The sequence below is a fragment of the Cytobacillus sp. MT66 genome (assembly GCF_058792595.1).
The window spans coordinates 398,258-412,040 of sequence record NZ_JBXAFB010000002.1; the positions used below are offsets into that span (position 1 = coordinate 398,258).

A 13,783-nucleotide genomic window follows, 5' to 3' on the forward strand; every position below is an offset into this window, starting at 1 on the left:
AATAAAAAAGCCGGCTATTACTGGCCAGCTTAATGAGGGTAGGATTTTTTATTATTTTCTTCCGGGAGATCGGTCTCTATTCGATGCTGCAATACACAACTGGGCAATTTTCACAGCCAATTTCGTCTCTTAAATACTGCAGACAATGGACCGTAATTTTGCCTTTTTTAATAGAAATGATGTTTTTACGTTTTAATTCGTTTAGCAGGCGGTTGGTGCTCTCTCTGGAGGTTCCGCAAAAGTTTCCAAGCTCCTGGTTGGTGAGAGGGAGGTCAATTAATATCCCGTCGTCTTTCTTGACCCCATAGCTGTTAGTCATTCTAATCAGGGTAGAGTAGAGGGCGCCTTTTTTTCCGTTAAGCATTAGGTCTCGAAACTTTGTTTGCGTCTTGCGGAAATGGTCGCTCATCCATTTCATAAATTCATAGGCCAATGCGCTGTTTTGAAAGATTTGTTTTTCAATCGCATCTTTTCTTATGACAGCGATTTCTCCCTCTTCTATGACAAGGGCACTGAGAAGGTATTTAGGGCTGCTTGTGAATAATGTTAATTCCCCGCATATATCATTTTCTCCGACGATTCTTAAAGTCAGTTCCCTGCCGTCAGAACTAATTTTGCTGATCTGAACCTTGCCCGATAAGACTAAATATAATTCGTCTGCATCTTCACCTTCCTGAAAAAGGTAGTCGCCTTTTTCAGCATTGATCATCCGTTCTTTAATCCGAAGCAGCTCAGTTATTTGAATCGATTGAGTAGCTTTCATTGCATTAGGCATTTAAATCACACCTTTACCTTTTATCGAGCTTTTATATGTTTCTATTTTATCATATGCAGGCTTGTTTTCCCCCGAAACGAACTGTGAAGGTTTTATGACAAAGAAAAAAGATGTGAATTTCTTCACATCTTCAACCATAGAAAATTTCTTACGATGCAATCAAATAGAAATATATTTCACTTTAAAATGGCTCAATGAATGATGTTCATTGAAAATGACAACTAAAGGGAACGAAAGGAGAAGATTGTTGTGAAATTAAAGACATGGCAATTACCTCTTCAAACAATTAGTCTAATTGCCTGTTTCATGGTGTGGGTGATTTTGTCAGCGTTAATGCCTTTTATTAAGGAGGATATTACCCTTAGCGCGAATCAGTTAACTTTTATCATTGCCATCCCAGTGGTACTTGGATCTCTGCTGAGAATTCCAATTGGTTACTGGACGAATCGCTTTGGGGCAAGAAGAATGTTTTTTATTAGCTTTTTACTGTTACTCTTCCCAATTTATTATATTAGCATAGCAAATACTTTCACGGATTTATTAATTGGCGGACTGTTTCTAGGTTTGAGCGGTGCTATTTTTTCAGTAGGAGTAACGTCGCTGCCGAAGTATTTTCCAAAAGAACGGCATGGTTTTGTCAATGGAATTTATGGTGTTGGCAATATTGGCACCGCCATTACTACTTTTGCTGCCCCAGTGGCTGCAACACAATTGGGATGGCAAACGACTGTTCAGCTGTTCCTTATCCTTATGTTTGCTTTTGCGGTTATTAATTTTATTTTTGGCGACAGACAGGAGTCCAAGGTCAATACGCCGTTAATGGAACAAATAAATAGTGTTTATAAAAATGAAAAACTATGGTTTTTAAGTCTGTTTTATTTTCTCACCTTTGGATCTTTTGTTGCGTTTACCATCTATCTTCCTAATTTTCTTGTTGCTCATTTTGATCTAGAAAAGGTCGATGCAGGGGTAAGGACTGCAGGATTTATTGCGATTACCACTTTCATTCGTCCTTTAGGAGGATGGCTGGCAGATAAATTTAATTCCTACAAGATTTTGATTTTTGTTTTTGCAGGATTAACCTTATCAGGCATTTTGCTTGCATTTACACCTTCGATCACTTACTATACCGCTGGCTGTCTGACGATTGCCTTTTGTGCGGGTATCGGCAACGGGGTTATTTTTAAGCTTGTGCCAATGTATTTTTCTAAACAGGGCGGCATTGTCAATGGAATTGTTTCAGCAATGGGCGGGCTTGGCGGTTTTTTCCCGCCATTAATGCTTACCTTCTTATATAATTTAACAGGGCACTACGCCATTGGGTTTATGTCCCTAGCGATGGTTGCATTAGCAAGTCTGATTTTAGTCGTCTGGATGTTTTATCAGGAAAAATTACAGATGGCTGTTGACATTGTTGATCATACAGCAGGAGGGATTATTGTTACTGATAGAAATGGGTTGATAGAGACAGTAAATCCAGCTTTTACAAAACTTACAGGCTTTAGTGCAAAAGAAGTTATCGGGAAAAAGCCGAACGTATTAAGTTCGGGCAAGCATGGCCAAGAATTTTATCAGCAGATGTGGGACTCTATCCAAGAGTACGGCTTTTGGCAGGGCGAAATTTGGAATAAACGCAAAAACGGCGAGATTTATTTAGAATGGCTGACCATCAGCTCCGTAAAGGATGATGCTCATGAGGTAAAAAATTATGTTGGAATGTTTAGTGAAATTAAGAGGATTTCCTAAAAAATAGAGAAAACTGCCGAGCATGTCAAAATGTCGGCAGTTTTTTTCATATTTTTCCCTTTACACTAGTAAATTAAAGGTGTTAAATATATAATATTATTAAAATATTATAATAATAGAAAAACGTATAAAATTTCTATTAAATTTTGAATGTGGAGGGGGTTGTTTATCATGGCTGAAATGCGCAGTGATATGATAAAACAAGGTGTTGATCGGGCACCACACAGAAGTTTGCTTCGAGCAGCTGGTGTAAAAGATGAGGATTTTGGCAAGCCGTTTATTGCGGTTGTCAATTCATATATTGATATTGTCCCAGGCCACGTTCATTTACAGGAATTTGGCAAAATTGTTAAGCAAGCAATCCGTGAAGCTGGCGGTGTGCCGTTTGAAATGAATACAATCGGGGTTGATGATGGAATTGCGATGGGCCATATTGGAATGAGATACTCTCTTCCAAGCCGTGAAATTATCGCTGACTCCATTGAAACCGTTGTTTCTGCACACTGGTTTGATGGAATGGTATGTATTCCAAACTGTGATAAAATCACACCTGGAATGATGATGGCTGCACTAAGGGTAAACATTCCAACTATCTTTGTCAGCGGCGGCCCAATGAAGGCTGGAAGAGACAGTGAAGGTAATGCTCTTTCCTTATCATCTGTATTTGAAGGAGTAGGGGCATATCAGTCCGGCCAGATTGACGAAGCTCGGTTAGAAGAAATTGAGCAGGTTGCTTGTCCGACATGCGGATCTTGTTCAGGCATGTTTACAGCAAACTCAATGAACTGTCTTGCTGAAGGACTTGGTCTTGCTCTTCCTGGAAACGGTACAATTTTGGCTGTTGCAGAGGAACGCAAGGATTTTGTTAAAAAGTCAGCGAAACAGTTAATGGAATTGATTAAAAAGGATATCAAGCCTCGTGATATTGTTACAATCGATGCAATCGATAATGCATTTGCCCTAGATATGGCAATGGGCGGTTCAACAAACACCGTTCTTCATACATTAGCATTGGCTCATGAAGCGGAAATTGACTATCCTTTAGAAAGAATAAATGAAATCGCTACCCGCGTGCCGCATTTGGCAAAAATTGCCCCGGCATCTGATTATCATATTGAAGATGTTCATAATGCGGGCGGCGTGAGTGCCATCATCAATGAACTTCTTAAAAAGCCTGGCGCGTTCAAAGGGGATTGCTTATCTGTTTCCGGAAAAACAATTGCTGAAACAGTAGCTGGAAGTGAAATTTTAGATACGGATGTCATTCATCCATTAGAAAACCCGCACTCTGAAAAGGGCGGCCTAGCTGTATTATTCGGTAATCTTGCACCAGACGGTTCTATTATTAAAGTTGGTGCGGTGGATCCCGAAGTTGGCGGTTATCTAAGAGGTCCGGCGATTTGCTTTGATTCTCAAGAGGATGCTCTTTCGGGCATCATTACTGGAAAGGTACAAGAAGGTCATGTCGTAGTTATCCGCTATGAAGGACCTAAGGGCGGACCAGGGATGCCGGAAATGCTTGCCCCAACATCACAGATTGTTGGCCGCGGCTTAGGAGCAAAAGTTGGCTTAATTACGGATGGACGTTTCTCAGGCGCTTCTAGAGGAATTTCCATCGGGCATATTTCACCGGAAGCTGCAGAAGGCGGTCCAATTGCTTTTGTTCAAGATGGCGATATGATAGAGCTTGATTTGAATAATCGCACGATTAATTTAGAAATTTCCGATGAGGAATTTGAAAAACGCAAAGCTGGATGGAAAGGCTTTGAATCAAAAGTGAAAAAAGGCTATTTAGCCCGTTATTCTAAACTTGTTACATCTGCAAGCACAGGCGGAGTAATGAAAATATAATATCATGACAACAGACCTGCCGGTAATCGGCAGGTCTGTTTTTTCACTTTCAAAGGTTTTACTTTAAGATGGTGTTTCTTAACTGCTAAAAAGGTGTTAACAACTTCTATTCAGGGGTTTACCAGAATCCCCCGCCATAACCATAGCCGCCGCCATAACCATAGCCGCCGCCGTAACCGTAGCCCCCTATATAAGCAGTGCCCACAATAATCAAAAGAATAAACAACACAACCAATAAGGCAAATCCGCCTCCGTGTCCAGCACTCATTAAAAAGCACCTCCTTAAAGTTTGGATAGTTTATACTATGTGCGCTTGCCTTCAAAGTGTGGGCGGTTTGAGGATAAAAAATCTGAATGCAATAAATACTAATTTTACATATATCAACTCAGGGGGTGAACGATTGTGAATAAACTTACTACCAAAGAGCTGGCTTTTATTGAAGACGAAATCAGAGCAGAAGAAATCATTGCCAAAACAATGAATTGGTGTGCTTCCCAATGTGAAGACCAGGAGCTAAGAACATCGCTTGAACAGCTTGCAGAAAGCCATCAATTAAAAATAGCTGATTTAGCGCAATATTTTAACCGCTCAAAAATGATTCAATAATTTTTTAGGAGGTACGGTATGCCTAATAATATCGAAGGCCGCGGATTAACAGACCGCGAAATGGTCCAGCTCTGCCTGGAGTTAGAGAAGGGGCGCATAAATAGCATCAGCCATACGATGATGGAAACAAGCCATCAGGATCTTAGGAATATTTATCAGCAATGCTTTACTAATGCTAATGATAATCAATACAAGCTATATAAAATGATGGATGAAAAAGGCTGGTACAAGACAGAGTTAGCAACCGTGGAACAGATTGTAAAAGTACAGGAATATATGCAAAATAATTTACATCCCGATAATCAATTTTAGTTAAAAAAGGGTGCCACAGCTGTGACACCCTTTTAGTCTTTTATTCCCTCGAGCCATTCTTTATAGCATTCCCCGCAAAGGATTTCATCGCGATCCGTATCGGAGACCCTAAATGATACTTGATGAAAATCCCTTTCCTCTGTCTGGCCGCTGCAGTAAAAACATTGTTGAGTCACATGCATCCCCCCTTTATATGAAGCTGATGTTATTTTGGAACGGATGAATTTGAATTATTCCTAGTAAAGTTCAAAAGATTTTGACATACATCAATTCAGTGGCTTCCGCTAATAATAATTTGGAATTGGAAAGGGGGGGTCTTAATGGAGATACCAGCAAGGGCTGCAGAATCGGGTGGCAAGAATAGTGAAAAGAAACTGGCATGGTGGCAGCTTTCTCTTATTGGTGTTGGCTGTATCATTGGCACAGGGTATTTTCTAGGCTCGGGTATTGGCATTAAGATGACAGGCCCATCCATGCTCATCTCCTTTTTACTTGCTGCATTGGGTACCTACCTAGTTTTTGATGCACTAGGAAAAATGTCAGCTAAGGACCCGCAAAAGGGTTCTTTCCGGTCTTATGCGAAAAAAGCGTATGGCAATTGGGCAGGTTTCAGCAGCGGGTGGGTGTATTGGTTTTCTGAAATGCTCATTACGGGGAGTCAGCTAACTGCCTTATCGATACTTTCAAGATTTTGGTTTCCTAATGTTCCTCTTTGGGTATTTTCCGCCATTTACGCTGCCTTAGGAGTTCTTGTCGTAGTCATCGGTACAAAAGGCTTTGAAAGAGCTCAAAATATATTTGCCGTGATAAAAATTGCCGCTATTTTTATGTTTATCGTTTTAGCTATTTTTGTTTTGTTTGGCAAGTTTGGCGGGAGCAGTAAAGACTTTAATATGTCATTGCAGATGAGTGAATTTTTTCCGAATGGGTGGAAAGGTTTATGGTCGTCCCTCATCTTTGGGTTTTATGCATTTGGCGGAATTGAGATTATGGGGATTTTGGCGACACGTTTGAAAAACAAGGAGGATGTGCGCAAATCTGGGTCAGTGATGTTAATTATTTTAACCACAATTTATTTAATATCATTGCTGCTTGCCACAGGCTTAGCTGCTATCAATTTATTCAATACAGAGGAAAGTCCGTTTGTCATTGCTCTTGACAAATATCATCTGAATTTCTTTCCTCACGTATTTAACGGGGGGATTATTATAGCCGGTTTTTCAACAATGGCCGCCTCATTATTTGCCGTAACAAGTATGATTGTTACTTTGTCGGAGGATGGAGACGCACCGAAAATTTTTTCTAAAAAAGGAAAGCTGAAGGTACCTCCGCTTGCTTTAGGGCTGACAATTTGCGGGCTGATTACATCAATTGTCCTGGCATTGGTGATGCCTAATAGCGTCTACGAATACATTACGACAGCTGCCGGACTCATGCTTTTGTATAATTGGCTTTTTATCCTAATATCGTTTCCAAAGCTTATTGAGGCAACTGGATTTGATCATGCCAAACGATTTACAGGTATGGCTTTAATCTTGCTGGCTATCAGTGGAACACTCTTAGAGAAGTCTAGCCGTCCGGGATTTTTTGTCAGCATTGGCTTTGTCGGGTTGGTTATTGTTGTGCTGGTGATTATGCATTTTGTGAAGAAAAGAAAGAAAAAAGCGAGCTTTAACCTAAGAGAAGCATAAACTCCACTTGTTTAAAAGTGGAGTTTTTAGCTAAAAGAATAGAATGAGGACTGCTTGATAGCCAAAATAGCATCCAAAGCCGATTAAGGAAATCCCTGAAAAAATAGAGATCCCTGCAAGGATTTTTGCCGACAAAAATCTTCTAAAGCTGCTTGCCACACTAGCCATCGCAATATCCCACATTAATAATCCAATGATGATGGCCAGGCTATATGCAAGTAAATGGACTTGGTCATATTCGGAAGACGTTTTCGCTAAAACCGAACCGTAAATCCCCAGCCAAAACAGTATGGTTAATGGATTAGAGATGGATATAAAAAAACCGGAAAAAAAGGATTTTATTGATGTGTCACTGCTTCCTCTATTATTTGAAACAATTTTTCCAGCACTTATGATGCTTTCAATACCGGTATAAACAAGAACAAAAAAGCCAAAAGACCATAAAAAGGTCTTCACAATCGGAATTTCGAGAAATTGTACAACGCCAAGAAATACCGCAACCATGTAAATGACATCTGCAAGCATCGCACCTAAGCCGACTAGCCAAGCGTGAAAAAAGCCGCTCTTTATTCCTTTATCCAATTGAGCAGCATTTACTGGCCCAATCGGTGCTGCAAGGGTAAGACCGAGAAATATGTAACCAAAAAAGACACCCATTAGGACATTCCTTTCTATGTTAGGTTTGTACAATTCTATTCAGCCTCTGGGGGTTGTACCACTTATTTAAAATGAATAGATGGATAGAAATTAGAAAATAATAATTGAAAGCTTCTTAGGAGGGCATATAACAATGTCTGTGATTGTGTATCAAACCTTTGATATTAAACAAGATAAATTTAAAGAGGGAATCACAAACTTACAGGAAATTAAAAAATATCGAAATGAAAATTACAATCATAAGGTAGATATTCTAACCCCCATCACTGGAAAAGACCATACATACGCACTTATATCTACTTATGAAGGTCTTGCAGAAATGGAATTGCAGAACAAAAAAATGTTTGATGATGATGAGTATTTGAAATTGATTGGTGAGTTTTTTCTGGAAAACATTGTCCAGGGAAGTATGGAAACGCAATTATACCGAACAATGAGCGAAAAGCCTGAAGGAAAGGGAAAGGAGAAGTAGAACAAGAACCACTTTTTTCATCAACTTGTCCTTCTTAGACAGAATGCTGCATATATATTAATCAGCAAACTGTTTGGGAGGATCATTTTATGTTTCATTATTTAGAAAAGGCAATAATGGGAATGGCTTTTTTGCGCTTTTTATCTGGAAGCCTGGAAATATTCGTTGCTTTTTTGATTTTAAAATACAACGATGTTGAAAAAGCCCTGGTTGTAAATAGCTCTCTTGCTTTAATCGGTCCAATTGTTTTGGTCATTACGACAACCATTGGTCTTTTCGGGATTGCAGAAAATGTTTCTTTCAAAAAACTGATTTGGATATTTGGCGGGGTGGCCTGTATTCTTTATGGTGTTAAAAGCAATTAACAAAGGAAAAACGAGGACGACATATTGTTGTCCTCGTTTTTTTATTAAAGGATTTGTTAAATTTGGCCGTTGATTTCCTCTCCAGGCGCTTCGCTTTCCGGGGGGGGGCATTTCGCGAGCCTCCTCGTCGCTTGCGCTCCTGCGGGGTCTCGCATCAATGCTGATCCCCCAGGAGTCTACGCGCCTGCAGTGAAGATCAACTAAGCAGTTTTAATCAAGATTAAGCTTAATAGAAAAGAGCGTGTAATCCTTGATAGCCAAAATAAAGCCCAAAGCCAACTAATGAGAGACCAGAAATGATGGAAATAGCTTTCAGACTTGTGTAATGAAGAAATCTTCGGAAACCTGTTGTTAAACTTGCAACTAAAATATCCCATAAGGTGAGACCGAGGAAAATCATGCTGCTATATATTAAAAGGAACCCGGTACCGTTAGTCTCGGCTGTTTTTGCCAGAACTGATCCGTAAATTCCTAGCCAGAAGAGTATGGATAAGGGGCTGGTTATTGACATAACAAAGCCTGTAAGAAAACACTTTAATAACGAATCTTTGCCTCTTGTATCAGATAGGGTTATGGCATTTGCCTTAATGATGCTCTCGAAACCGGTATAGATGAGAATAAATCCTCCAAAAAGCCAAAGAAAAATTTGCACTATGGAAACTTCAAGGAAATGTACCATCCCTAGGTAAACCATAAGCATGAAGATCCCATCGGCAATCATCGAACCTGCCCCCACGATCCAAGCATGCCAAAACCCATTCTTTATCCCCTTGTCCAATCTGACTGAATTAACAGGACCTATTGGAGCTGCAAGGGTAAATCCTAATAAAATGTAACTGCACAAGATACTGATACTCATTTGAACACTCCAATCGGTATGAGAGAACTTGTACATTTTATGTGGAAAATTCAGTGCTAATGAACGTTTGTCCTAAAAAAAGATTGGGAAAATGTTTGTTCTATGAATTTGAATAGGAAGGAATCAATGAAGCAAAATATCAATAAGGAGATGATTAATAATGGATCATGTAAAGGCATTAGCAATTAAGTTTATATCTTGTTTGGTCCTTCTATATGTAATTTTGGGTATTTTCTTTGGTATGTCTTTTGGGGCAGTCTTTTTAATCTCATTAGCATTAGGCATTACCTCTTACATCATTGGTGATTTGCTCATTCTTCCGAAAACAAGCAATATTATCGCAACAATCGTAGATTTTGCAATGGCCTTAGGAATCATTTGGCTGCTGAGCTATAGCCTCTATTTTGCTGATAATCTTTTTTTCATGTCATTAATAGCTGCAGCAGGCACAGCTGTATTCGAGTACTTCTTTCACAAATATGTTAAAAATAATGTTATTAATGACAATGAACAGCGTGCGGGATACCGTACCGGCCAGCTCCAGTACCAAACCGAAGCCTCTGAAGAACTGACACCGCCAAGAGTTGACCTCACAAAAAAAGATGAGTAAATCAACGCTGTAACACATTAATCCATTGGGGGACAGGCCCCCAATCATGTACAGCGTTAAAGCGCTGGGGGACAAGCCCCCAGCGCTTTAACGTGTAAGAGAAACATTGATAAAAGTTTGAACCGAAAATAAAATATTTTATAGCATTCGAATGACAAAGTAATCGCCAAATTTAACTTTCACCACGCTGGCCTTCATGGTTAATGCCACTTCTTCCGCCATTGCCTTTTGTTCTTCCTCATTTTGTGCAAGCAATGTCAGCTGTCTTCCGCCTAAAATCCGATCTTTATTTTGAGTAACAATGGCAACAATGTCGTATTGATATTTGCCTTCTATATTTCTCGGCATATTTATTCCCTCCCTGCCATGTTTGTATCAAGGACATCTTGGCTCTTTTTCGTGCTTTCAAGGAGCGGGGTTTGTTTGACAACATCTATAAACCGGTCAATGTTGGGAACAATAGGGACCATTGCAATCACAATTCTTCTCTTCTCAAAGTCTTTTCTGATAAAGTGGTACCGTTTAAGGCCCAATGCCCTCGTTGCTTCAAATAATGCCGCCTGTCTCTGGCCATAGTTATCCAAAGTAATACTGAATCGATACTCATTCGGTTTGATGACAACAGCGAGTCCTTCTCTTTCAAATAGTTCTGATGCATGCTCAGAGCCTAATAAATTGGTTATGTACATACCGTCTACATAAAGGTCAGAATCTCTAATTTCAATTTTTCCTTGATATACCTGAGCAATATCACCAATCATTTTTCCTTTCGAAAATCTCTTTAGGAGGTACAAAGTAATAAATCCTGCAATAGCCCCAGAGATAATATTAATTAACTGAACATCGCTGCTGACAATCCGCATCGTAATTGCTGTAAATAAAGAAACAATAAGTGAAATATAATTGCGGGCTTCAAAGGTTTTGGAAATTCCATCAATATAGGCATCTCCCCGGAAGGTGAATTCCGTCTTTTCCAGCTCCTTCAAACTTTCTTTTTCCGATTTTCGAACATCTCTGAATTGCTGAATTGCAATTGTCAAAAATGTAACCGCAACAAAGTCTTTTGCCATTAATGCTGGGATCGCAACGGCCCCAAGAGCTGACGCGATAAAACCTGTAAATAGATTGATCATATAACCATTTGGATAACTGGGATACTGCCTAATATCGGCCTTAATGGTTGTTAATCTGGCAATCGTTCCAACAATAATCGCTGTTACAATAATGACCAGGTTGTCATTTGAAATAATTTCGCTACTCATCGCATACACCTATTTTTTTATTGTTATGTAACTTTCTATAAGTAATCAAAACATATTCTCTCCAGGGCAAGAATAAAGATGTAAAGTAAGCTTGGTCTACTAGACACTAATAAAAACGGCTAGCCAAAGCAGGGATGGGTAAAATGAATCGATTTTTACGAAAAAACGGTTTAGTAATAGCTGGTGGTACAATACAAGGCTTAGGTATGGGACTATTTTTGTTTCCGCACGCGATTCCATCCGGCGGTGCTGGAGGTTTAGCTGTTTTATTAAATCATTTCTTTCATATCCACATGGGCTTTGGCCTCTGGCTAATGAATTTTTCGATGCTGGCTGTTGGAATTAAATACTTGGGCAACCGCTTTGCCATTTGGACAATGCTGGCGATATCTGTAACCTCTTATGCCATCTATATCTTTCAAAGTTTGATTCCAACACCGCTGGGGAATGTATGGATTGATCTTGTGATCGGTTCCGTACTCCTTGGAACTGGTGTGGGAATATTAATGAGAGAACGAGTTTCCAACGGCGGTGTAGGTGTGATTGCCCTGGTTATTGCTACTCATAAAAATATACTTCCTGGAAAGCCCCTTTTCTGGATCAACTTTTGCATCTTCCTGCTAACCGCTTTTATTATCAGCTGGGAAATCCTCATACAGGCATTTATCAGCCAATGGATTTCCACTAAGATGGTTGATGTGATATGCGGATTGAATTTCAGCCAGACATATACACTTGGATGGAGGAAAAAATAAACCTCACACGTAGTTGTAGCGAAAGGCAACTTTGCCTTTTTCGCCTTTCTTGTCTTTAACATGAATCAAAGTTAAAGCCAGTAAGGCGACTAATAAGGTTAAAGCGGCTAGTGAGATAAACATTCCTACCTTTGACCATTCCATTAATCTGGTGAAAATAGGTGGTCCGACCGCAACGCCAATAAAACGAACAGATCCATATAAAGATGTGACAAAACCTCTTCGTTCTTTTCCAACCGAACCGGTTATAAGGCTGTTGATACATGGCAGGACTAGTCCCGTTCCAACACTGCTGATGGATAAAACAATTAAAAAGGGCACGAGTTTATCAAAAAAAGTAAGTAAACCATAGGATAAAGTCATTAACATAAAACCCAGGACAATCAGTGTTTTCATTGTTACTAGATTTTTCCCAATTTTACTGCCTGTTATATAAGAAGTTGTCCCCATTACAAGCAGCGGGATGGCCAAAATAAATCCCTTTCCAACGCCATCGATGTTATAATCCTTTTCCAGCATATCTGAAAGGTAAAAAAGAATTCCAAATAGCGTAAATAAACAGGTAGCTCCTGCTAAGTAGGTTGTAAAAAGCCACCGGCCTTCATGCTTAAATACACTTAATAACCCCCTTACATATTTTCCAAAAGGGGGAGGTGCCTGGCGGTTCCTCTTTTCTTTAATGAAAATCCATGTCAAGAGAATGGATACAAGACAAATGGCCGGGAAGGCATAAAAACAGCAAACCATGCAAGTAGACCAAGCAGCGAACCAAGAATAGGAGATAATACTTTCCCAAGTCCATTGGATGCCTCTACAATTCCTAAAACTCTGCTTTGTTCCCCGCCTTTAAAAAGGTCCCCGGTTAATGCCATTGCAATAGGAGCAGTTCCTGCAGCGCCAATTCCCTGAAGTGTTCTGCCAATTAAGATCCAAACATACGAATGGGATAGTGCAGAGGCACCAAATCCCGCTAAAAGTCCTCCGATGCCATAGAGAATAAGAGCGGGCAAGATAATGATTTTTCTTGAAAATCTATCGGATAAATAACCTAAGATGGGAATGAAAATAGCGGCTGCAATGGAAAAAACGGTTATGGTTAGACTTGTTTGCAGCTGTGAGAGATGTAAAGTTGACTTCATCTGCGGTAAAATAGGTATGAGCATTGAATTCCCCAGTGTCATTATGAGGGGAATTGAGCCAATGGCGGTAATCATCATTCCTTTATTTTTCTTCGCTGCCACTAAACTGACACTTCCAATCCAACAAATTTTTCTATTTAAGGTTGATAGGAGGAGGAACAAGCCATCCCTTTTCCTTTGAAAGCTTTAATAATTTTGCCTCATACTCTGCTTTTTGTACATGAAACTCCCCAAACATTTCAGCAATGTCCTCCCGAATGGATATACCCATGATATAGCTGCACATAATCTTTCCAGTCATTAATTCCTTCTGGACAAGGGAAGCTATTTCCGGGTCATTAAAACGGGCACCAGCAGGAATGTCTTCTACTTGTACATCAGGTCTCCCTGGAGGCGCTGGAGGGAGGCGAATGCCATTTGTTTTTAAAATTGCTTCAGTTTGCTGTTCCTCCTGCTGAATACAATTTTCTAATAAATCTTCTAATAAGACTTTTAAGTCATGATCCCCTGTATGATTAATTAAGATTTGCAGTGTTACGAGATAGCCCTTTGCTGCATATAAGTGGGACCAAAGGTTAAACACTTCGCCGGAATGCAATGGCTCGTCCTGGGGTTTACCGCTTAGAATTCCCATCTCATCTACGCTCCTTCATCATTTTTTCATCCTTTACTAGTTTTTCTT

At 39.7% G+C, this 13,783-nt stretch carries 16 protein-coding genes and 2 pseudogenes; 9 read left to right on the forward strand and 9 right to left on the reverse strand.

Annotated features, from left to right (window positions below):
• Positions 1–76: 76 nt before the first annotated feature.
• Entirely contained in the window at positions 77–775 is a 699-nt protein-coding gene (locus tag AC1Q59_RS05290) for a Crp/Fnr family transcriptional regulator (protein WP_492364749.1), read from the reverse strand.
• A 249-nt stretch (positions 776–1,024) separates the two neighbouring features.
• Here AC1Q59_RS05290 and AC1Q59_RS05295 point away from each other — a divergent pair, with 249 nt between their 5' ends.
• Together AC1Q59_RS05295 and ilvD are read left to right on the forward strand one after the other, a co-directional pair.
• Positions 1,025–2,521, forward strand: a complete 1,497-nt coding sequence (locus tag AC1Q59_RS05295) for a nitrate/nitrite transporter (RefSeq protein WP_492364750.1) — start codon at positions 1,025–1,027, stop codon at positions 2,519–2,521.
• Positions 2,522–2,701: 180 nt separating this feature from the next.
• Positions 2,702–4,372: a dihydroxy-acid dehydratase gene (gene ilvD / locus AC1Q59_RS05300; protein WP_492364882.1), complete on the forward strand. Its 1,671-nt coding sequence runs from the start codon at positions 2,702–2,704 to the stop codon at positions 4,370–4,372.
• A 187-nt stretch (positions 4,373–4,559) separates the two neighbouring features.
• Here ilvD and AC1Q59_RS05305 read toward each other — a convergent pair.
• A pseudogene (locus AC1Q59_RS05305) lies at positions 4,560–4,640 on the reverse strand (YjcZ family sporulation protein); the annotation flags it as partial.
• A gap of 135 nt (positions 4,641–4,775) precedes the next feature.
• Between AC1Q59_RS05305 and AC1Q59_RS05310 the strand changes: the two are divergent.
• Both AC1Q59_RS05310 and AC1Q59_RS05315 read left to right on the forward strand, forming a co-directional pair.
• Positions 4,776–4,979 carry a hypothetical protein gene (locus tag AC1Q59_RS05310; protein WP_492364751.1) on the forward strand — a complete coding sequence of 68 codons (204 nt, stop codon included), beginning with the start codon at positions 4,776–4,778 and terminating at the stop codon, positions 4,977–4,979.
• Between the two features lie 18 nt (positions 4,980–4,997).
• The gene (locus AC1Q59_RS05315; RefSeq protein ID WP_492364752.1) at positions 4,998–5,291 is read left to right on the forward strand and encodes a spore coat protein; all 294 of its coding nucleotides are present in this window, start codon (positions 4,998–5,000) and stop codon (positions 5,289–5,291) included.
• A gap of 32 nt (positions 5,292–5,323) precedes the next feature.
• Here AC1Q59_RS05315 and AC1Q59_RS05320 read toward each other — a convergent pair whose 3' ends face one another.
• Positions 5,324–5,467 (reverse strand): hypothetical protein, encoded by a 144-nt coding sequence (locus AC1Q59_RS05320; RefSeq protein ID WP_492364753.1) that lies wholly within the window; start codon positions 5,465–5,467, stop codon positions 5,324–5,326.
• Between the two features lie 144 nt (positions 5,468–5,611).
• Here AC1Q59_RS05320 and AC1Q59_RS05325 point away from each other — a divergent pair, with 144 nt between their 5' ends.
• A complete protein-coding gene (locus AC1Q59_RS05325; protein ID WP_492364754.1) occupies positions 5,612–6,982 on the forward strand; it encodes an amino acid permease in 1,371 nt (456 codons plus the stop codon).
• Between the two features lie 30 nt (positions 6,983–7,012).
• Here the strand turns inward: AC1Q59_RS05325 and AC1Q59_RS05330 are convergent, their stop codons facing one another.
• Positions 7,013–7,639 carry a LysE family transporter gene (locus AC1Q59_RS05330; protein ID WP_492364755.1) on the reverse strand — a complete coding sequence of 209 codons (627 nt, stop codon included), beginning with the start codon at positions 7,637–7,639 and terminating at the stop codon, positions 7,013–7,015.
• Positions 7,640–7,772: 133 nt separating this feature from the next.
• Here AC1Q59_RS05330 and AC1Q59_RS05335 point away from each other — a divergent pair, with 133 nt between their 5' ends.
• Together AC1Q59_RS05335 and AC1Q59_RS05340 are read left to right on the forward strand one after the other, a co-directional pair.
• Positions 7,773–8,111 carry a hypothetical protein gene (locus AC1Q59_RS05335; RefSeq protein ID WP_492364756.1) on the forward strand — a complete coding sequence of 113 codons (339 nt, stop codon included), beginning with the start codon at positions 7,773–7,775 and terminating at the stop codon, positions 8,109–8,111.
• An 89-nt stretch (positions 8,112–8,200) separates the two neighbouring features.
• Positions 8,201–8,476, forward strand: coding sequence for a YqhV family protein (locus AC1Q59_RS05340; RefSeq protein ID WP_492364757.1), 276 nt, complete (start codon positions 8,201–8,203; stop codon positions 8,474–8,476).
• Positions 8,477–8,702: 226 nt separating this feature from the next.
• Here AC1Q59_RS05340 and AC1Q59_RS05345 read toward each other — a convergent pair whose 3' ends face one another.
• Positions 8,703–9,335, reverse strand: a complete 633-nt coding sequence (locus AC1Q59_RS05345; protein WP_492364758.1) for a LysE family transporter — start codon at positions 9,333–9,335, stop codon at positions 8,703–8,705.
• A gap of 160 nt (positions 9,336–9,495) precedes the next feature.
• Between AC1Q59_RS05345 and AC1Q59_RS05350 the strand changes: the two genes are divergently transcribed.
• Positions 9,496–9,945, forward strand: a complete 450-nt coding sequence (locus AC1Q59_RS05350) for a YndM family protein (RefSeq protein WP_492364759.1) — start codon at positions 9,496–9,498, stop codon at positions 9,943–9,945.
• Between the two features lie 138 nt (positions 9,946–10,083).
• On the opposite strand, the gene AC1Q59_RS05355 is transcribed toward AC1Q59_RS05350, so the two are convergent.
• Together AC1Q59_RS05355 and AC1Q59_RS05360 are read right to left on the reverse strand one after the other, a co-directional pair.
• Positions 10,084–10,293: a capping complex subunit for YIEGIA gene (locus AC1Q59_RS05355; protein ID WP_492364760.1), complete on the reverse strand. Its 210-nt coding sequence runs from the start codon at positions 10,291–10,293 to the stop codon at positions 10,084–10,086.
• Between the two features lie 2 nt (positions 10,294–10,295).
• Positions 10,296–11,207: a YIEGIA domain-containing protein gene (locus tag AC1Q59_RS05360; protein WP_492364761.1), complete on the reverse strand. Its 912-nt coding sequence runs from the start codon at positions 11,205–11,207 to the stop codon at positions 10,296–10,298.
• 143 nt (positions 11,208–11,350) lie between these two features.
• Here AC1Q59_RS05360 and AC1Q59_RS05365 point away from each other — a divergent pair, with 143 nt between their 5' ends.
• Complete coding sequence (locus tag AC1Q59_RS05365; protein WP_492364762.1) at positions 11,351–11,962, forward strand: YitT family protein; 612 nt, start codon at positions 11,351–11,353, stop codon at positions 11,960–11,962.
• Positions 11,963–11,965: 3 nt separating this feature from the next.
• Here the strand turns inward: AC1Q59_RS05365 and AC1Q59_RS05370 are convergent.
• Positions 11,966–13,179 (reverse strand): annotated as a pseudogene (locus AC1Q59_RS05370) (MFS transporter).
• A 55-nt stretch (positions 13,180–13,234) separates the two neighbouring features.
• Positions 13,235–13,735 carry a DUF3231 family protein gene (locus tag AC1Q59_RS05375; RefSeq protein ID WP_492364763.1) on the reverse strand — a complete coding sequence of 167 codons (501 nt, stop codon included), beginning with the start codon at positions 13,733–13,735 and terminating at the stop codon, positions 13,235–13,237.
• Positions 13,736–13,783: the final 48 nt, after the last annotated feature.